This is a genomic window from Salegentibacter sp. BLCTC (assembly GCF_015143665.1).
Taxonomy (GTDB): Bacteria; Bacteroidota; Bacteroidia; order Flavobacteriales; family Flavobacteriaceae; genus Salegentibacter; species Salegentibacter maritimus.
The window spans coordinates 53,478-73,136 of record NZ_WYEW01000002.1 but is presented as its reverse complement, the minus strand read 5'-3'; the positions used below and the strand labels follow the sequence as shown (position 1 = coordinate 73,136).

Annotated in this window: 20 protein-coding genes; 8 read left to right on the top strand and 12 right to left on the bottom strand. The window is 34.7% G+C overall.

From position 1 onward, the window contains the following. Window positions 1–3: 3 nt before the first annotated feature. Window positions 4–858 carry a universal stress protein gene (locus GUB10_RS02465; RefSeq protein WP_193709855.1) on the bottom strand — a complete coding sequence of 285 codons (855 nt, stop codon included), beginning with the start codon at window positions 856–858 and terminating at the stop codon, window positions 4–6. A gap of 181 nt (window positions 859–1,039) precedes the next feature. On the opposite strand from GUB10_RS02465, the gene GUB10_RS02460 reads away from it, so the two are divergent. Continuing rightward, the gene (locus GUB10_RS02460) at window positions 1,040–1,663 is read left to right on the top strand and encodes a WG repeat-containing protein (protein WP_193709854.1); all 624 of its coding nucleotides are present in this window, start codon (window positions 1,040–1,042) and stop codon (window positions 1,661–1,663) included. A 140-nt stretch (window positions 1,664–1,803) separates the two neighbouring features. Here GUB10_RS02460 and GUB10_RS02455 read toward each other — a convergent pair whose 3' ends face one another. Both GUB10_RS02455 and GUB10_RS02450 read right to left on the bottom strand, forming a co-directional pair. Then, window positions 1,804–2,277: an Hsp20/alpha crystallin family protein gene (locus GUB10_RS02455; protein ID WP_193709853.1), complete on the bottom strand. Its 474-nt coding sequence runs from the start codon at window positions 2,275–2,277 to the stop codon at window positions 1,804–1,806. Window positions 2,278–2,679: 402 nt separating this feature from the next. Continuing rightward, window positions 2,680–3,693 (bottom strand): Crp/Fnr family transcriptional regulator, encoded by a 1,014-nt coding sequence (locus GUB10_RS02450; RefSeq protein WP_193709852.1) that lies wholly within the window; start codon window positions 3,691–3,693, stop codon window positions 2,680–2,682. Window positions 3,694–3,963: 270 nt separating this feature from the next. Here GUB10_RS02450 and GUB10_RS02445 point away from each other — a divergent pair, with 270 nt between their 5' ends. Together GUB10_RS02445 and GUB10_RS02440 are read left to right on the top strand one after the other, a co-directional pair. Then, window positions 3,964–4,374 (top strand): hypothetical protein, encoded by a 411-nt coding sequence (locus GUB10_RS02445; protein ID WP_193709851.1) that lies wholly within the window; start codon window positions 3,964–3,966, stop codon window positions 4,372–4,374. An 11-nt stretch (window positions 4,375–4,385) separates the two neighbouring features. Beyond that, window positions 4,386–4,649, top strand: coding sequence for a zinc ribbon domain-containing protein (locus GUB10_RS02440; RefSeq protein WP_193709850.1), 264 nt, complete (start codon window positions 4,386–4,388; stop codon window positions 4,647–4,649). A 34-nt stretch (window positions 4,650–4,683) separates the two neighbouring features. Here GUB10_RS02440 and GUB10_RS02435 read toward each other — a convergent pair whose 3' ends face one another. The 3 genes from GUB10_RS02435 to GUB10_RS02425 are packed head-to-tail and all read right to left on the bottom strand — an operon-like array spanning window position 4,684 to window position 7,193. Beyond that, window positions 4,684–5,673 carry an MlaD family protein gene (locus GUB10_RS02435; protein ID WP_193709849.1) on the bottom strand — a complete coding sequence of 330 codons (990 nt, stop codon included), beginning with the start codon at window positions 5,671–5,673 and terminating at the stop codon, window positions 4,684–4,686. 6 nt (window positions 5,674–5,679) lie between these two features. Next, window positions 5,680–6,411, bottom strand: a complete 732-nt coding sequence (locus GUB10_RS02430; protein WP_193709848.1) for an ABC transporter ATP-binding protein — start codon at window positions 6,409–6,411, stop codon at window positions 5,680–5,682. A 2-nt stretch (window positions 6,412–6,413) separates the two neighbouring features. Further along, window positions 6,414–7,193: an ABC transporter permease gene (locus tag GUB10_RS02425; RefSeq protein ID WP_193709847.1), complete on the bottom strand. Its 780-nt coding sequence runs from the start codon at window positions 7,191–7,193 to the stop codon at window positions 6,414–6,416. 367 nt (window positions 7,194–7,560) lie between these two features. Between GUB10_RS02425 and GUB10_RS02420 the strand changes: the two genes are divergently transcribed. From GUB10_RS02420 to GUB10_RS02400, 5 genes are all read left to right on the top strand, one after another. Further along, the gene (locus tag GUB10_RS02420) at window positions 7,561–11,202 is read left to right on the top strand and encodes a chemotaxis protein CheB (RefSeq protein ID WP_193709846.1); all 3,642 of its coding nucleotides are present in this window, start codon (window positions 7,561–7,563) and stop codon (window positions 11,200–11,202) included. 6 nt (window positions 11,203–11,208) lie between these two features. Then, entirely contained in the window at window positions 11,209–13,422 is a 2,214-nt protein-coding gene (locus GUB10_RS02415) for an ATP-binding protein (protein WP_193709845.1), read from the top strand. 228 nt (window positions 13,423–13,650) lie between these two features. Next, window positions 13,651–14,538, top strand: a complete 888-nt coding sequence (locus GUB10_RS02410) for a glycoside hydrolase family 16 protein (protein ID WP_193709844.1) — start codon at window positions 13,651–13,653, stop codon at window positions 14,536–14,538. Between the two features lie 239 nt (window positions 14,539–14,777). After that, window positions 14,778–15,332 carry a response regulator gene (locus GUB10_RS02405; protein WP_193709843.1) on the top strand — a complete coding sequence of 185 codons (555 nt, stop codon included), beginning with the start codon at window positions 14,778–14,780 and terminating at the stop codon, window positions 15,330–15,332. Then, the gene (locus GUB10_RS02400; RefSeq protein WP_193709842.1) at window positions 15,322–15,894 is read left to right on the top strand and encodes a biliverdin-producing heme oxygenase; all 573 of its coding nucleotides are present in this window, start codon (window positions 15,322–15,324) and stop codon (window positions 15,892–15,894) included. The genes GUB10_RS02405 and GUB10_RS02400 overlap by 11 nt, the downstream gene beginning before the upstream one ends. 87 nt (window positions 15,895–15,981) lie before the next feature. Here the strand turns inward: GUB10_RS02400 and GUB10_RS02395 are convergent, their stop codons facing one another. From GUB10_RS02395 to GUB10_RS02370, 6 genes are all read right to left on the bottom strand, one after another. Continuing rightward, window positions 15,982–16,365 (bottom strand): DUF3037 domain-containing protein, encoded by a 384-nt coding sequence (locus tag GUB10_RS02395; protein WP_193709841.1) that lies wholly within the window; start codon window positions 16,363–16,365, stop codon window positions 15,982–15,984. Continuing rightward, a complete protein-coding gene (locus tag GUB10_RS02390; RefSeq protein WP_193709840.1) occupies window positions 16,343–17,134 on the bottom strand; it encodes a HipA family kinase in 792 nt (263 codons plus the stop codon). The genes GUB10_RS02395 and GUB10_RS02390 overlap by 23 nt, the downstream gene beginning before the upstream one ends. A gap of 76 nt (window positions 17,135–17,210) precedes the next feature. Next, on the bottom strand, window positions 17,211–17,786 hold the full coding sequence (locus GUB10_RS02385; protein ID WP_193709839.1) for a pseudouridine synthase: 576 nt from the start codon (window positions 17,784–17,786) through the stop codon (window positions 17,211–17,213). Beyond that, window positions 17,786–18,082 carry a DUF721 domain-containing protein gene (locus GUB10_RS02380; protein WP_193709838.1) on the bottom strand — a complete coding sequence of 99 codons (297 nt, stop codon included), beginning with the start codon at window positions 18,080–18,082 and terminating at the stop codon, window positions 17,786–17,788. Before GUB10_RS02380 ends, GUB10_RS02385 begins: the two co-directional genes overlap by 1 nt. Beyond that, window positions 18,066–18,503: a lipocalin family protein gene (locus GUB10_RS02375; protein WP_193709837.1), complete on the bottom strand. Its 438-nt coding sequence runs from the start codon at window positions 18,501–18,503 to the stop codon at window positions 18,066–18,068. The genes GUB10_RS02380 and GUB10_RS02375 overlap by 17 nt, the downstream gene beginning before the upstream one ends. Then, a complete protein-coding gene (locus GUB10_RS02370) occupies window positions 18,500–19,579 on the bottom strand; it encodes a DNA replication/repair protein RecF (protein ID WP_193709836.1) in 1,080 nt (359 codons plus the stop codon). Before GUB10_RS02370 ends, GUB10_RS02375 begins: the two co-directional genes overlap by 4 nt. Window positions 19,580–19,659 lie beyond the last annotated feature (80 nt).

Sequence of the window (19,659 nt, the reverse complement as noted above, 5' to 3'; positions counted from 1 at the left end):
GTTTTAAACGCATTCTCTATTAAAATTTTGTAAAGCAAGCAAGGGTACGCTTGGGTGTAAACCTACCTTATCTATTGTGGAGGTTAATAGCATGTCTTCTAAATATGTGTGCCGGGAATTTACCATAACTAAAAGGTCTATTTTATTGGTAGCAATGAAATCTTCTATGGCTTTTTCCTTTCTCAGTTCATCTTTTTGGTGTACTTCGGTTATTGTATTGTAGAACTGTTGTTTTAAAAATTCTAAATTATCCTGTTGGCGGGAAGAGGTAGCTTTATGTTTGGACAAGTAGAGAAAGTGGATTTTTGAATTAAAATCCCGGGCAATCTCCCCCACAACCTTTAATTCTCTTTTTTGATAGGGAATTAAAAAATTGGTTGGAAACAGAATATTTTTAGGCTCGTTATATGTAAAATTAGCGGGGATAGCCAGTACCGGGCATTGTACGTATTTTAAGACCATTAGGGTGTTACTGCCCATTCCCAGGCTGCTGTCGTTGGTAAGTCCGCGTGTTCCCATCACTACAAGATCGGCATTTTCTGAATTTACTAAACTGTTTACTTCATCTACAAGGTCTCCAAAAGCAGCTATCAATTTTACTTTATGCCGGGGATTACAAAATTCATCGTGAACCTTTAAACTTATTTTACCCAATTCTTCTTCAGATCTTATTTTTGTAACAGCTTTTAATTCGTCCATTAGTGCATTGCTTAATACATTTTCATCGGCATATACCTTTTCGGCATAGGCATGTAAAAGAATAAGTTCACTTTTTTCGTATTTAAAAAGTTGGCAGGCATAACGTAAAGCATTGTTTGCATTTTCCGAAAAATCTGTGGGTATAATTATCTTTCTCATTTTCTGAACCTTTGATTTATAAAGTTAACCCAAGAACTAAGTTTAAACTATGAGGAAAATCAGTTTGTTTCTCAATTTAAAACATATAAAGCTACAAAAGCTTTTTGTTTAGTATGACGGCTATCAGTTTTATTTACAGTATTTTGTGTTATATTTAAAAGTTGTTTTAAAACTTTTAGAGATGAAAAATTTACTGTTAGGAATCTTATTAAGTTTTCCTATTGTGTTATTTGCACAAGAGCCTAAAGAGTTTGATTATGTAGCCAATGAGGAAAATGGGTTTACCGCTGTAAGGCATGCCAATACCTGGGGTTTTTTAGACGCTAACGGGAATATGGTAGTATCTTTTAGAAACGACCTTATTGCTAATGAAAATCCGAAACCCGGTACAATTGGAGTGTCAGGAATAAAATATCCACAAATAAAAGATGGTCGGGCTATCATTAAAAAACAAAAAAACGGTATTAATTATTACGGTTTTATCAATGCAGAAGGAAAAACTATCATAGAACCGGTTTACTTAAACCTAAGCAACTTCTCTCATGGGAAGGCACTTGCAATAAAACTTGAAAAAGAGGAGCTAGGAGAAAACCAACTTTTAGGCAAAAGGGTGATTTCTTATAAATATGATATAGTGCTTCTGAATAGGGAAGGTGAAATATTAAAATATCTGGAAGGTCCTTTCCCGGTCTCTGTATCCCGAAAGAAACTAAAGGAGGCACCTGAAATTAATGCAAAGTGGCTAGGAGAAAATTTGTTAAGTGTTAAAGGGCCTAACGGAAAATGGAGGATTCATAAACTTTAAGCAAAATGCAGCCCCGTTTTTACGAGCCTGCATTTTTATTGATATCCCAAAGTTTATAATACCCGAGACTGCCTTAAGGTAGTTTACTTCTCCATTCTATAATTGAGATGTAGTTCCTCATAGGCTTGCTACGAGTTAATTTAGGATACATTTACTGTTTTTGCTTTTTTCGCCTTTTCGCCCTTTCTTTTTTTTAGATTCATCTTGAGTATTCCTCCTTTGTATTTCGCCTCTATATCTTTGTCCAAATCTACTTCGTCTGGTAAACTTATATTTCTGGAAAAGCTGTTGTAGCTAAACTCTTTTCTCACAAAATTTTCATTTTCTTCTGCAACTTTATTTTCTTTTTCTGCCAAAATAGATAAAATACCGTCTTCAATAGAAATTTTAAAATCTTCTTTTGAGAGTCCGGGAGCTGCAAGTTCAATTTCAAACTCGTTTTCTTTTTCTTTTACATTTAGCGCAGGAAGATCCTCATCAAAATCTCCGTTAAAGAGACGGTTCAAGTTAAAAATTCCTCTTTTAGTATCCATTAAATCAGAGAAAAATGGATACGAACTCAATAAAGAACTTTCCATAGTTGGAGTTCTACGTTTGCTTTTTGTGATAGACATAATATTTAGAATTTAATGGTTAATAATTTCTCTAAAGAGTACATTAAATTACTTTTAAAAATTTAATTTTAATATGATGTAAATCAGGTTTTTATGTTTTTTTGTTCCATGTGGAAGATATCTAAACACAGAAACAGGAGACCATTGCCTCCTGTTTCCTAAAGAAGATATTAAGTTTACTCTTTAACACCTGGATGATATCAGTGATCTTACACGAAGTAAAATTTGTATATCTGGTTAAAAAATACCTTTGATATCTTCTAAAATTTGATTCCATACTCTCAACAGTACAAGGAAATCAAATTTATATTTTGCTTTATTTCAAGGATATGAAAATAGTTTATAAAAAGCTCAGAAATAATGATATATGTCAGAAACTTAATTTTTAACAAAAAATTAAGGCTATATGATTTCCTGGAGTCTTTCTGAGTTTAAAATGTTTATATTTTTTCCCTTTATGGCTATTATACCTTCTTTTTTAAGACAGGAAAGACTTCTTATAAAGCTTTCAGGTGAAATTCCTGCCATACTGGCCAAATCTGTTCTGGAAATTTTTAGGCCATTAAAGTCGGGTTGCTTTAAATCATCGGCAAATTGTAGTATGGTAGTAGAAGTTTTTTTTAAAACTGAAGCATAGGCCATTTCTAAAAGTTGTGATTTAAGCCTTACCACGGTATCGGTTAAAAGTTGTGCCAAATCTAAACCGAGGTTAGGATTGTTCTCCAAAAGTTCCTTAAAGCTTTTATATGGAAAGCGATAAGCTGTAGAAGCTTCGATACTACTGGCGGTTTCGGGACAAATGAGATTATCGTGGAAGCCATAAAGACCCAGCAACTCATTTTTACGATAAATACCGGTAATTAGTTCTTTTCCCAACTGATCCATCCTAAAAGTTTTAAGAAGTCCCTTGTTTACCAAATAGATAAAGCTGGAATGCCTGTTTTCCCTAAATATAATTTTATTTTTATCCCATTTTACCGGTTCTCCCTGTTGCTGGATATAGGTTTTCAAAGATTCAATATCTGGTATTATAGGTCTTTTACTGTTTTTTACTGTTTGGTTTTTTTGTGGCTGTATGGGTACTAAAGATTTTATTTTATGTTGAAGTTCAACCAGGGAATAAGGTCGCAGTACATACTTATGCCTATTGTGAATCGGATGCCAGGTATCAAGATTTTTTGCGGGGATAATAGACAATAACGGGATGCTCTGTAATTTTTGCTTATTTCTAAAAATGCTAGTAGGAATGTTAGTGTTTTTATCCCAAATAATTAGCTCTGGCCTTTGGGAAATTAGAAAGTCGTTTAAATCTTTTAAGGTAGCTGTATGCACAAATGCGTACTCTTTTAAAATAGACGATTTTTCTAGTTTAAAAATATCACTAACTTTTTCTGAACAAAACACAATACACTTCATCCTAAATGAGCTTACGATTAATAGAAAAAGAAAAGATTTGGAGACTGCCTTGCATTTCCAATGGGGGAGTGCGAAATGCATTAAACAACACTTAAATATACAAAGTAATTTTAAAAATTCATAAAACATAAAAATTATATATTTCTTTTAGTCAATTAATTAGGTTGCTATATCTTTAAGAGATTATTCAGAAATATAGATGAATAATGATTTTTATCATTTTTAACCACTTATAGCCAGTGTATCTTTAAGTGAAAAATAGAACCAGATATGAAAATTTCTAAAAAAACAATACTCACCGAAGATTTCTATACTAAAATTGGGATACTTTTCTATGCCATAGCAGCATCAGATAAAGTAGTACGTGCCGAAGAAATAAATACTTTAAAGAAATTGGTTAAAGAACAATGGGTGCCGGTAGATAGCGCAACCGATATGTATGGAACCGATGAAGCCTATCAAATTGAAATAGTATTTGATTGGTTGCAAGAAAATGCTCCCACAGCAGACTGGGCGTTTAACGAATTTAAGGATTATAAAAAAGAGCATCATCAATTATTTACCCAAAACATAAAACAGTTAATATGGGAAACCGCTGATGCTATTGCAGCGTCTTTTGCAGGAAAAAACAAAGCTGAACTGTTAATGCTTTCAAAGTTAAAAATACTGCTTAGCAGGTAAAAAATGATATTATGGAAACTTTAATTTGCCAAAGTTGTGGATGGCCTTTTGTGCCCGCTAACGCCGGAACAAATCGGGATAAGTCGGTAAATACCGATTATTGCCGTGATTGCTATAAGGATGGTGCATTTGTTGATAAATCCCTTAATTTACACCAGTTGGAAATCAAGTTGCTGGAAATGGCAGAAGTACAGGAAGATATAAGTCTTGAGGAAGCACGTCAACTCATAAAAAAACTTCCAGAGCTAAAAAGATGGCGAATGGATAATATTTAAATTAATACTCCCTTTTTTCGGTAGTAGATATAATTTATTGCTTTTTCTTTTCTTCCCTTGCTTTTTGTCGTTCCAGTTTTCTAAAATATCCACGAAATAGAATATTATGTTTTAAGGCTTCCATATTCTCGTTAAACCTATGAGTTGCTTCTTCAATATTCTGCATACTATTATCCAGATGATCTACAAACGCAGTATCTTTAATAATATAATTTAAGGCTCCTTTTTCTGAAGTAAGATCATTTGAAAATATCTCCAAATCTGTACTTATGGCTTTTATTTGTGAAGAAGAAATCTTTAGGTCTTTAACAATAACACTAAAGTCGTGTTGAGCTGCGGAGTCGGCAAGGAGCAGACCGGCCAAACTATTTTCAAAATCTACTGAATTTAGAATGCCATTTATCTTATTAATTCCCATACGAGTAGAGTGGGTGAGTTCTTTTAAATTTTCGGTACTTTGCTGTAAATTTTTTGCGAGGGTATCATTTTTAAGTAAACCTCCAAGGACACCTTCACCGGCATTTATACTATTGGTGATTTTTAGAAGATCGGCTGTTAAGAGCGCAGCGTTTTCGTTGGTTTGGCTTAAGGTGTTTAGCATATCGGCAGTGGCTACCTGGCTAAGAGATTCAAGGGTGTCTCCTTCCTGTATTGTTCTGGAAGCCGCCTGGCTGTTAGGAAGAATATTTAAAACCATGCTTCCCACCAAACCATCAGAATTTATAGTTGCCAGGGAGCTATATTTAATTAAACTCCCCGTTTCACGATTAATAAGCATATCTACGCAAATGGCAGTATCATTTAAGAACTTAATGTCTTTTACAGTTCCTACATTCACACCAGAATACCTAACATTGTTTCCAGGTTGCAGGCCGTTTACATTTTTAAAAACAGAACTTATCAATATAGAATCGCCAAAAAGATTTTGTTTTTTTCCAATTGAAAAAACGGCAAGGCTAAATATGATTATACCTGCTATAATAAGAAGGCCTAATTTTAGATTTTGTTTTGAATTAGATTTCATAGCATACTATTTAAAAAAGGCTTTAATTTTTGGATCTTTAGAAGTAGCCAGGTCTTTAAAATTTCCTTCAGCATAATCTTTTCCCTCTAGTAGCAAGATCATTCTATTTGAAATTACCCGGGCACAGTCTACATCATGGGTAATTATTAGTGATGAGGTCGCATATTTCTTTTGAATATTCATCATCAATAAAATAATTTCCTTAGCGGTTATTGGGTCCAGTCCTGTAGTAGGCTCGTCATAAATAATAATCTTTGGTTTTAAAATAAGTGCCCTCGCCAAAGCAATACGGCGTTGCATCCCTCCAGAAAGCTCGGCGGGCATAAGATCTATAGTATCTGGTAACCCAACATTTGCCAGGGCTTCTTTTACAAGTTCCTCTGTTTTCTTTTCGGTGTTATGACTATGCCTTCTTAAAGGAAATTCTAGATTCTGCCGAACGGTCATAGAATCGTACAAAGCACTGCCCTGGAATAAGAAACCAATTTTTGTTCGTAATTCATCTAACTCATTTTGTTTTAATTTTGAGATATCCTTTCCCAGAACTTTAATATCGCCTTTATCGGCTTCCATTAAGCCCACAAGACATTTAATCATCACCGATTTCCCTGAACCGGATTTTCCCATTAATACAAGGTTTTCTCCCTCAAAAAGCTTTAAATTAAAATCTTTTAGAACTTCTAGTTTTCCAAAGCTTTTATATAAATGATTTATCGCTATTACTGGGTTGCTTTTCATCTTTAGTTATAAAAAATATCGGTTATAAAAACGGCAATAAAATCTAATATAAACAAGAGCATAGAGGTAAAGACCACTGCAGAGTTTGAAGCTTTTCCTACTCCTGCGGTTCCTTTTTTGCTATTGTAACCTTTAAAACAGCCTACCAGACCAATGGCAAATCCAAAAAAGAAAGTTTTTATGGTAGCAGGAAGTAAATCTGTAAATTCAAGAGCTTCAAAAACCTGGTTAAAGTAAAGGGTAAAAGAAACATCACCTTTAGTGTTTTCTATAAGGGCAGAGCCTATTAGTGCCACAAAATCTCCTACAATTACCAAAATAGGAAGCATACAGGTTGCCGCAAGGATCCTGGTAACCACCAGAAACCTAAACGGGTTGGTCCCGGAGACCTCCATAGCATCTATTTGTTCAGTTACCTTCATAGAACCTAATTCGGCACCTATACTGGAGCCAATTCTTCCGGCACAAATAAGTGCAATTATTACCGGGCCAATCTCCCTAACAATAGAGATGCTTATCATGGAGGGCATCCAGGAAACTGCCCCAAACTCCAGTAAGGTAGGACGGGATTGCAGGGTAAATACCAGGCCCAAAATAAATCCGGTAACACTTACCAGGAGCAAAGATTTATTTCCCATTTGGTAACATTGCTTTAGAAATTCCCTAAATTCAAATGGACCACTGAATAGCTCCCGGAAATACCGTCCCGTAAAATTTCCCATTTCCCCTATTTCAATGAAAAAGGAATTAAAACCTGATTGATATGAGGAAAAAAACTTCATAAAGCTGTATTACAGTAAATTTAAGCCTAGGTTGGCTTTACCGAAATGATATTTATCAGTTTATGAAAAAGTGATTGGTTGGCTTTTAGACCTATTTTTTTGTTTAAATATTGCTTCCTTAGAAATTAAGATTTAGTGTATTTTTGACCCGGAAATAAAGATTTGTGGTCCAGTTTTTCAATAAAGTGGTTAGTTAAAAAATCTATAAAAAAAATAGCTTTATAAATTGTTTAAGATGATATTCTACTTTTTTATTGATATTTTGTTATTTTAAATTGCAAATGAGGCCATATTTATTTGATGTAACCTATATTTTTGATTTTTCACTATTATTAATTTTATATACGTCTGACTTAATCATTTCTAAATGACAAAAGTAAATAACTACCCTTCCCAATCTGAGTTGGAGAACAAGCTTAAAATCAGTGAACCACGCATTATAGCTGTAGGTGCAAGTGCCGGGGGGTTAGAAGCTTTAAAAGCTTTTTTTGGAAACATACCCGAAACCGATAAAAATGCTTATGTAGTTATTCAGCACCTTTCCCCAGACTATAAAAGTATGATGGGAGAGCTACTTAAAAAGAATACAAACCTGCCTATTCGTGAGGTGAAGGATGGAAAGAAAATTGAACAAGGTCATATTTATTTAATTCCGCCCGCAAACAATCTCATTTTAGATAAGAATAAACTTCATCTTGTAAAAAAACCAACGGGACAAAGTTTAAACTTACCTATAGATATGTTTTTTGAATCCCTTGCAAAACATAAAAAGGAAAAAGCCATTGGAGTAATTTTAAGTGGAACCGGAAGTGATGGTACACGGGGAGTAAGGGCAATAAAAGACCGGGATGGAATGGTTATGGTACAGGACCCTGAAGAAGCAAAATTTGATGGAATGCCACAAAGTGCTATTAACACTGGTCTTATAGATTATGTGCTGCCGGTTTCCCAAATGGGAAAAGAGCTTAAAAACTTTATAGATGCTCCTTCTGTTTTTCACTTTAAAGATGGAGATTTAAACTATAACGAAAGCGAATTAATGAAAATTCTTCGCTTTGTTGATGAAAAAACCGGGTTGGACTTTAGGGAGTATAAACACGCTACCCTGGCGCGAAGAATAGCGAGAAGGGTAAATGTTTGTAAATGTAAAAGCCTTTCAGATTATTACGAATTCCTTATTCATAATGAGGAAGAGACAGAAATACTTCATCGTGAGTTCCTTATTGGAGTTACTAAGTTTTTTAGAGATGAAAATGTTTGGAAGGTTCTAAGGGAAGATGTTATTCCAAAACTGGTGGCCAAGAAAAAGAATGGTGAAATTATAAAACTATGGGATGTTGCCTGTAGTAGTGGGGAAGAAGCATATTCTTTTGCAATGATTATTAGCGAAGAAATTGAACGCCAGAATAAAAGTATTGATTTAAAGATTTTTGCTACTGATATTTCTGAGAAGCATTTGAATATTGGAAGTGAGGGGCTTTACCCCGAAAGTATTGTGGCCGATATCGATTCTGAATTATTACTGAAGTACTTTATAAGTAAACCGCACGGTTATAAAGTAATTGATAAAATGAGACGAATGGTAGTGTTTTCAAAACATAACATTATCAAAAATCCGCCTTTCAGTAATATGGATATTGTAGCCTGTAGAAATCTTTTAATCTATTTTCAGCCCGGAATACAAAATAAGGCATTAAATTTTCTACAGTATGCCTTAAAAGTAGGAGGTGTTTTAGTGTTAGGGACTAGTGAAAATGTATCTTCTCAAAAAAATAATTTTAAAGTTATAGATCGCTCTGCAAAAATTTTTCAAAACCAAAATGCAGAAAAGCGTTTAAATACAAATATCTCAGAGTCAACTCCAACGAATCATTTACCTGCAAATACACGTGAAATTAAACGTCCCACGCCTAGAAAAACAACAAACCCTATAAAAGCGAAACTTACAGAAGAGCTTAATGAAACCATCCTGGAGGTTTTTGGGGGAGCTAGTGTGTTTGTAGATAAAGACTTCAATATTTTACAGGCTGTTGGTGAATTTAGGAAATATGCCAATTTACCGGTTAGTGGTTTTTCTGTAAACTTATTGGACATGCTGGGGCCCGATTTAAAATATATTATTCAAAGTACCTTAAAAAAAGCGAAAAAGAACAATAAAAAACTTAGGTATCAGGATGCCTCATTTGAAAAATATGATTCTCAGGGTGTAGTAGATATTATCGTAAAACCTTTTCAGCAAAAAGGAGAAGATGATAATACCAATTTTGTAATTACGTTTGTTGAAAAGGAAATAAACTTAAACGATGTTGGTACACTCGAAAAGTTAACTCTTACAAAGCGTACAAAAGAGTACGTTGCAGATCTTGAAGAGGAACTTAAGGAAACTAAAGAAGAGCTTAATACTTCATTAGAAGAAATAGAAACCAGTAACGAAGAGTTACAGGCAGCCAATGAAGAATTATTGGCTTCTAATGAAGAGTTGCAAAGTACCAACGAAGAACTGCAAAGTGTAAATGAAGAAATTAATACGGTAAATGCTGAAAATCTTCAGAAGGTAGAGGATTTGGCAGCTTTAAATGCCGATATGAACAATTTGCTGGAAAGTACCGAAATAGGTGTGATTTTCCTTGATAAAAGTTTAAGGATAAGAAAATTCACCCCGGCAATCCAAAGGCATTTTAATTTAATAGACTCCGATGAAGGTCGCCCTATAGAACACTTTACTTCAAGTATGGGAAAAAGTAACCTTATAACTCGTTGTAAGCGCGTACTTAGAACCGGTAAAATTCTTGAAAAACAGGTAATGACCAAAGATAATTCTTATTTTCTAAGAAGAATCTCACCATACATAAATTCTAATAATGAAATAAGTGGAGTAGTAGTTACATTTATTGATGTAGGTTTATTGCAAAAATCTAAAGAAAAACTAATAGCCAGCGAGAAGCGTTTTAAATCTTTCTATGAAGAAGATCCGGTAGTTCATATTAGTGTAGATTCGCAAACACAGCTTATTGTGCAATGCAATGAAATGGCGGTAACAAAATTGGGTTATGAAACTAAAGAAGATTTAATAGATAAGCCAATCTACGATCTTTACAACGAAGAATCCCAGCTTAAAGCCTTAAAAACAAATAAGGAGTTTAAGAATAACGGCACCATCGTAAATATGGAGCAAAATATGCTTATGGCTAACGGAGATTTACTCCCCGTAATCTTAAATGCAACAGCTGAAAAAGATTTGGATGGTAGGGTGATGACTATAAGGTATACCTGTGTAGATATTTCGGCCTTAAAGAAAGCTGAAAACCAACTAAAACAACAGCACGACGACCTGGAGCGCGCCAATAGGGACCTGGAGCAATTCGTTTCTATTTGCTCTCATGACCTTCAGGAGCCCCTTTCCACTATTAAATTTGGTAGTGATGTGTTAGGGAAATTATATGCTACCAAATTAGATGAAAAGGGTAAAGATTATATTAAGTATATAAAAGATGCTTCTACCCGTCTTTCAGAACAGATTAAGGCACTTTTAGAACACTCAAGAATTGGGCGCAACGGCCAAAAAAGCCTTGTAAATATTAATGAAGTTGTAGAAGTGGTAAAATATGATCTTGGTAAAAGAATTAAAGATACCAATGCCAGGGTGAATGCCGGTAAGTTGCCAAAAATAATGGGCTATGAGGTAGAATTACGTTTACTATTCCAAAACCTTATTAGCAATGCTATAAAATATACCCCAAAAGAGAGAGATCCCGACGTTCGTATTGCATCTTACAGAGAAGGTGCCCATTGGGTCTTTTCTGTAACCGATAATGGCTATGGGATTTCGGAAGAAGACAAAAAGAACATTTTTACAATTTTTAACCGAATAAAGGAAACCGATACAAATGAAGGTACCGGGGTTGGTTTAGCGCACGTAGAGAAAATTGTTCAGTTACACGAAGGTACTATTTGGGTAGAAAGCCAGGTAGGTGTGGGAAGTACATTTTATTTTAAATTAAAAGCATAACCATATATGAGCGAAGAACAGTTGTGGTCTTCTGCTAGTTTAGATGTTAGTAATTGTGAAAAAGAACCTATACATCTAATTGGCAAGACCCAGGCGCACGGAGTTGTTGTTGTGCTGAATCCTAAAACCTTTAAGGTAACCCAGGCAAGTGAAAATACATTGAAATTCTTCGGAATTTCGCATGAAGATTTTTTGGGATTTTCTTTAGAGAGATTAATAGGTAAACTTTCATTTGAACGTTTAGAAACTGCAATTGCTAAAGAATCGGGTTTTAATGCCGAAACTTTGCAAATCAATGGGCAGGAGTTTGTAATGTTGCCTCATTTCTCTGAAAACAACCTTATCCTTGATTTTGAGGTGCTTGGCACAACCTGGAAGGCTTCACAGTTTCAGCAGCAATTAACCAGTATTATTAATGGCCTGGATGGCGTTGAACAAACTACAGCTTTATGTGCTAAGGCCGCAAAGTTAATAAAAAACATTTTTAATTATGACCGGGTAATGGTATACCGGTTTGATGAAGAGTGGAATGGAGAAGTGGTGGCAGAACAAAAGGAAAAGCACTTAGAAACCTGGTTAGATTTGCGCTATCCTGCAAGTGATATTCCCGCACAATCACGAGAATTATTTCTAAAACATAAGGTAAGGATTATTTCCGATGTAAATTATGATCCTGTTCCTATCTCCCCGGAAATCTCACCTATTACCGGTAAAGCCCTGGATCTTTCAAAGTCATCATTAAGAGGAGTTTCCCCTATTCATATTGAGTACTTACAAAATATGAAAGTAGGAGCCTCTCTAACGGCTGCTATAATTGTAAACGGGAGTTTATGGGGCCTGGTAGCCTGTCATCATTATTCGGCTAAATTTATTAATTATTTTCATAGGGAAACCTGTAAGTTTTTAGCCCAGGTTTTTTCTAATAAAGTTTCGGCTATACAAACCGGAATATTCAATCAAAAGTTTAATGAGAAATCTACTTTAAGGCAAAAGATTACGGAAGAATTAAATATAGAAGATTCTTTAATTGAGAACCTTTTAGGAACTTCCCTTCCTTTTACTTCTTTAGTGGAAAGTACAGGGGGTGCAGTAATTTTGAATCAGGAAATAGAACTTTTTGGCAAAACTCCCAGTAAAGAAGAGGTGATAGACTTATGTAGCTTTTTAAATGGCAAAAACCAATCGGTTTTCTATACTAAAAGTCTAAAAGATAAATATGGCAGTGCTGAAAATTATAAAAAAGTCGCTTCGGGGGTATTAAGTTTTAAGCTGGGAAAGTCTAAGGATAGTTTTATTATGTGGTTTAGGCCAGAAATGGCTGAGACCGTAAGTTGGGGAGGAAACCCCAATAACAAAGTTTCTTATAATCAGGAAAAACAACGTTTAAGTCCGCGAAAGTCTTTTAAAAAATGGACTGAGAAATTAGACGGTATCTCTCATAGCTGGAAAGACTATGAAATTGAAACGGTAAAAGCTTTTGGTGAAGGTTTAAATCAATTTCTGCTCGCCAAACAAAAAGAAGAGATTGCCAGGTTGTATAGAGAGCTTCAGGAAGCCAATAAAGATCTGGAGCTTTTTAGTTTTGGTATTTCTCACGATCTTAGGGGGCCTCTACGTGGCATTAATGGTTTTGCGAAAATACTAAAAGAAGATTTTAGCCGGGAATTACCTGCCGAAGCTACCAAGGCAATAAATACTATTTTAAGCACTTCTCATAAAATGGAAGTGGTAATAGATGATATTTTATCGTTTTCAAAAATAACTAGCGGAGACCTTAAAAAAACAAGTTTTAGCACTCGTAAATTAATAGATGAACTTTTGTTGAGTTTTAATATAGAGAATAATTATCCGTCTTCAGAAGTTGTAATAAAAGAAAATTTACCGGAAACTTTTGGGGATCGTCGAATGATTTGGCAAGTATGGAGCAACCTTTTAGGAAACGCATTAAAGTATTCTGAACAAACAAAAAATCCAAAGATTGAAATAGGAGCGACTTTACAGGACGACAAGGACGTTTTTTATATAAAAGATAATGGTGTTGGAATTCCTGCCGGCGATAGGGACAAAATTTTTAAAGTCTTTTCAAGAGCTTCTAAAAGTCAATTTAAAGGTACAGGGGTTGGTTTATCTATAGTAGCCAGAATTATAGAAAAGCACCGGGGAGAAATTTGGCTGGATAGTGAACCTAACAAAGGCACTACCTTTTTCTTTAATTTTTAGATTTGAATCGATCCAAACCTTTTTGAGCTACGGGACTTAATTATATAAGCAAAATGCCGTGTTTTCTGGGAGAGTGAGACTTAAATTACTCTTGATGAACTTAGTTTTGTAATGCAAAATTTGGTGTATAATTCTGATTTTCAATAATTTTTAATGTTTTTGAGTAAGACTTTACTCACTTTTAGTTAACTTTAAGAGTAATAAAAAATACTACTTAAAGTCAACGTTATGAAAATGCATAAATTTTATTTTGATCGAATTATAGTAGTTATACTTCTTAATTTATTTCTACTAAGTTGTGATTCTAAAGAGGAATCTGGAGACCCCGAGCCTGAACCTGTTCAGGAAAGAACCAAGATTACAATGGATTCTCCTGGCGATGGTGATATTGATTGGAATAACGTTGCATTAGTTTGGAATGAAGAATTTAATGGAACAACCTTAGCTGATGACGTTTGGGCTTTTGAACCTAAAAACACAACTAATCCTGATGTTGCAGATCAATTACAAACTTACCGGAAAGAAAATGTGAATTTAAATGGAGGTATATTAAATATTACGGCCGAAAAAAATGCTGATGTATATTCATCGGCAAGAATAAGTAGTAAATACGCCTTTGAATATGGTCGTATTGAAATAAACGCAAAACTTCCAGAACAGGAGAAAAGTGGGATTTGGGCTAAATTGGTTTTAATTGGAGATAATGAAGCTCAAGTAGGATGGCCGCAATGTGGTGAAATTGATATTATGGAGTATTTTAGTCATAATCCTAACGAATTCAATATTAACGTTCATAGTACCGCTAACAACTCCTTTAACGGCTCCCTGATACGAGTAAATAATGAGCTTGAAACAGTAGAAGAAGAGTTTCATATTTACGGTATATTGTGGACAGACCGTTATATTAAGTTCTATATTGATGATTTGGAAAATATAATTTATACTTTAGATAGGCCTGCTTCTCCCAATGAAGACAATTGGCCTTTCGATAAACCCTTCTACCTTTTAATAGATATGGTTATTGGTGGTAAGTATATTGGTGATAATGGAGTAGATGATGCTTTGTTCCCCGCCGTAATGGAACTCGATTATATACGTGTGTATCACTTGCAATAACCGTATTACTAATTATCCAATATTTACGGGATAAAGGCTATTTAAAAGCTAACCTATAGATGAAGAACTGATTTTAAACAAACTAACCAGTTGTAAATAGAGGTAAAAGAAAGAAATTTGGTTATAAGACGGAATAGAGAGAAGTTGAACTCCATTTTTTATAATAAAATATACCCAAATTTATAAAGCCGCGGCTTTTTGCATTAACTAGTTTAGTATTTTTGTGGAAATTCTAAATAATGATTAGTACTCCATTACGTATTATTTTGGTTGAAGATGAGGAAACCGATGCCGTGTTAATCGAAAGGCAAATAACTAAGATTGTAGAAACAGTTGAAATAAAAGTAGTACAGGACTTACCCGGTTTTAAAAATATTTTCACCAACTTTTTACCAGATTTAGTAATTTCAGATTATAATCTTCCAAGCGGTACAGGCCTTGAAATTATGGAGTTGGTGAAATCTATAGATGAGAACACCCCGTTTATTTTTGTTACAGGAGCTTTAGATGACGACGAACTTGCTGCAAATACTATACTCTCTGGAGCATCGGGGTTTATCTTAAAAAAGCATATGGATAATCTTAGCGAAAAATTAGAACCACTTTTAAAGCAAGTGGTTTATAATATGGTGCAGCATGATGAATTAAGGGAACAAATTAGAAAAAATAAAATAGCAGTTCACCAAATTTATAGCTATTTAGATAATATGAAGGCCGATGATTTGGAGCAACGAGAGAATATTGAAAAAATAAGAAATAACCTGGATAAATTTAATATAGAAGATGCTGAATAACCTTAGGGATTCTACCAAAAAACTTCATGAAGATTTGGAGAAGGAAAATCTTGCCGGTCAAATTATTTCCAATGATATAAGTCTGGAGAATTACAAGCTCTTATTACTTCAGAACTATATTTCATATAAAATTACTGAAGATGAAATTGTAAAATTTATTCCCACATATAAATCAGATAAAAGCCAAAAGCTGGCGAAAGACCTCGAGGAATTGGAAGTAGATGCATCTATTTATAAAGAATTTAAACCAGAATTTGCGCTAAACTCTTATGAGGAAGCCCTTGGTGCTGCTTATGTGGTTCTGGGTTCTGCGCTTGGCGGTATGTATATTTCAAAGGAAGTTCCTAATTGCCGCAGTTTACAGGGAATTCCGGGTCCGCACTTTTTTAGTCGTGATCGTGATGGGGTTAAATCATGGAACACTTTTGTAAAAGAATTAAAATCAAAAGAATTTACCGAAATTCAAATAAAAGAGGCTTCGGGAAAGGCGAAAGAAACATTTGAGTTCTTTGGATTAATTATTAAGGAAACTTCATTAGATAAAAAGTGCTCTGTGCAATAAATTAGAATTCACTCAATAATCGAGATTCAATTTTACGAATCAATTTTTATTTTTCTATTTAGACTCAAGTTTCAATAGGTTTACTACTTACAGTACAAGTTCCTTAAAAAGGCGTTTTAACGTTACATCGAGATCATTTGTCATACCCGGATGCGGTCGTGAAGTTTGAATAATAGAGCTACGAACGGCTGTTAACCATCTAAACCGGGAGGGCAGGTCTAATTGAGCAATTGGACCACCATTTTTATTTCCCTCGCATATCTTTTTAAAAGAATCAAGGTTAGAGCAAATTTCATCCCTATCCATATCTTTGCTAAAAATACGCAGTCGCTCTTCATCAAGATTGAATACGGCTTTTAAGAATTTTTCTTTCTTACTGAATAAAATAATGCCCACGTTTAAGAATTCTTCGCGCTCAACCTTTGGCACAAGCCTTATTACAGCATATTCATATAAGTGCTTTTCTTGCATTTTCTGCCTCTTTTGTGAAAATTTCTGAATAATCCAGCCTGGTTTTAAGAAATTGGGCGTACACCGCTTTAATTTCTTCTTCTGTTTCATCGGTATCTTGCCATTGTAGCCATTCTGAAGGAATTAGGGATACAATTTCTTCAATCTTTTCTGGAGTAATTATTTTTTTTGCATATTCATTTGCCTCCTTTATTTTACTTGCCTGTGGAAGTAATACGTGATCTTTGATAAAATTAAAGGGGGTTTTTGCTTTTTCTTCTACATTAGTCCAGGAGTGATGAAAATAAAAAGACGCCCCATGATCTATAAGCCACAACTCTTTATGCCACATAAGCATATTGGTATTTCTATAGGTGCGGTCTACGTTGGTGATAAATGCATCTAGCCAGACTATTTTTGATGCTTCAAATTCTTCAACTTTGGTAACCACAGGATCAAAATTAATAGCTCCGGAAAGAAAATGTAGCGCAAGATTTAAGCCCTGGCTTGCCTGTAAAAGGTCTTGAATTTCTTCGTCCCCTTCTGTTCTTCCAAAGGCTTCGTCTAAATTGGCATAAACAAGTTCCGGTACCCTAAAGCCCAATGCCCGGGCAATTTCGCTTCCAAGAAGCTCGGCAATAAGTGCTTTTACACCATGCCCTGCTCCTTTAAATTTAAGTACATACTTAAACTCGTCGTCGGCTTCCGTGAGGGCAGGTAAGGAGCCGCCTTCTCTTAGTGGGGTGATGTACCTGGTAACGGTTACTGTCCTTAATTCTGCGTTTTGCATAGATTTATATGAAGCTGCAAAGTTAGGTTTTATAGGCTTAATAAGAAATAAATAAAACCGAGTTAAGGCATTATTTCTAATAAGAGAAAGACGGGAGCTCAATAACCTCGCCTGTATTCATATTGTCTATATGCTCATTCCCAATTCTTACTCTTACCAACCTTAAAGTTGGAAAACCAACAGCTGCAGTCATCTTTTTTACCTGACGAAATTTACCTTCAACCAATGTTACAGAAATCCAACTGGTGGGGCCGTGACGTTCATCCCTAATTTTCTTAGACCTTTCTGGAAATACCGGCCTTTCCTTTAAAATAAAAGCTTTGCAGGGCTGTGTTTTATAATTTTTTCCGTTAATGCTTATTTCTATTCCGGTTTGTAGTGTTTCAACAGCAGTTGGGGTGATTTGCCCATCTAGTTGCACATAATATTCTTTCTCAATTTTATTACCGGTAACCTTAGCGCTGGCTTTGCCATTGGTGGTGAGAAATAGTAAACCTTCCGAATCCTGATCAAGACGCCCCACGGCCATGGTTTCTTCCGGGAAATCACCCAGTTCTCCCAATAGTTTCTTTTTCTTGCGTGGGCGTTCGTTGGTAATAAACTGACTTAAATAACCGTAGGGTTTGTAAATTTTAAAATACCGATGTTGCATTAACGTAAAACCAATTTTTTGATAAGATCTTTTCCTAATTCCCTGTTGAGCATGGTTATTATTTTTCCTTTACCATAACTAAGTTCTTCCCGAAGCACAGAAGAACTTAACTGGACATAAAGTGTTTCGTTTTGCAATTTGATGGCAGTAGTGTACTTTTCAATTGCGGGTCCCATTTCTCTGTACCATACGTCTTTAACACTTACCTTGTCTAAGCCGCCCTGAAGTTTATTGTGGTCTACAAATTCTTTTAAAACTTCGCTTAAACTTTGGTTTTCGTTATTTCTCTTCTTCATTTTCTTCATCTAATAGGGAGGTGAATTTGGTGTAATGATATATTTTTCCGTCTCGGTTTAGCACACTAAAATTTTCTTCTTCGGCTACAATTATTGTTTCTTTCCACTCATCAAAAGGAGTTTTGTAATATAGGTGTAAGCTATCGTTTTCTATTCGTGCTGTAATTTCCTCTTTATGATCGCTTGTTTTAAAACTTCCGTCAAATTGTGGTTTCACCTTTTTCCGAAAACCTTCTTTGCCCTCAAACTCCATATAATCTACAGTGGCATTTACCTTATACTTAATTACCGAGTCTTCAGAAATTTCAACGCGATCTATTTCCCAATAGCCGGTAAGGTATTGAAGTTGTTCCTCGGGATCCTGTTTTTGGCATCCTAAAAGTACGATTCCGACTAGGAAAAGAAGAATTTTTTTACTCACAATTTAAAAATTTTATAAGATTGATTACTGCTTTTAACCACCGCTTCGGTGCGATCTACGTGGGTGTCACTAATAAAAATTTGTCCTAACTGGTCGGTAGCCACCAAAGCTACAATATGGGCTACTCTTTGCTCGTCTAATTTGTCGAAAATATCATCAAGCAGTAAAATTGGATTTACCTTGCTAATAGCTTTAATAAAGTCGAATTGAGCTAATTTTAAAGCTACTAAAAATGATTTTTGTTGCCCCTGGGAGCCAAACTTTTTAATAGGATGACCTTCTATTTCAAAACTTAAATCGTCTTTATGGGTTCCTGCACTTGTATATTGTAAAGCCATGTCTTTTTGAAGATTTGCTTCAAGTAAAGCAGCTAAAGAGCTTTTAAACAACTGGCTTTTGTAAGTGATATCTACCTGTTCTTTATTGTTGGTGATATCTGTATATCGCTTATTGAAAATGGGAATAAAATCTTCTAAAAAAGCTTTCCGTTTTTCAAAAATATAGTGCCCTAATTCGCTAAGCTGTAAGTTGTATACTTCTAAGGTGTCACGATCAAAACTATGATTTGCAGCAAAGTACTTTAGTAAAGAATTACGTTGTGCATTTATTTTTCCGTATTGAATAAGCTTGTTAAGATAATCTTTATCGCTTTGTGAAATCACGCCATCTATAAACTTGCGCCGGGTTTCGCTTCCTTCTATTATGAGGTCACGGTCTGCCGGAGATATAATTACGGTAGGAATAAAGCCAATATGTTCACTGAATTTTTCATAGGGCTTGTTGTTTCTTTTTATTACTTTTTTCTGGCCGCGCTTGGCACTAACCAGTATTTGTTCTTCTTTTTGTAATTTTTCAAATAGACCTTCCACCACAAAAAAATCGGCTTCATGATTAATATTTTGGCTGGTAATGGGATTAAAATAACTTTTGCCAAAAGCCAGTAGATAAATACTGTCTAAAACGTTGGTTTTGCCAATGCCATTATTGCCTACAAAGCAATTTATTTTCCTGTCAAACTCAAAAGAAGCTGAATGAAGGTTCTTGTAATTAACTAAAGAAAGGTTTTTTAGAAACATAAAATACTGTTATTCAGCTTTTTGATATTTATATAATAGAATTCTGAAAGTTAAGCGAATGACCCGAAAATATTAAAAAA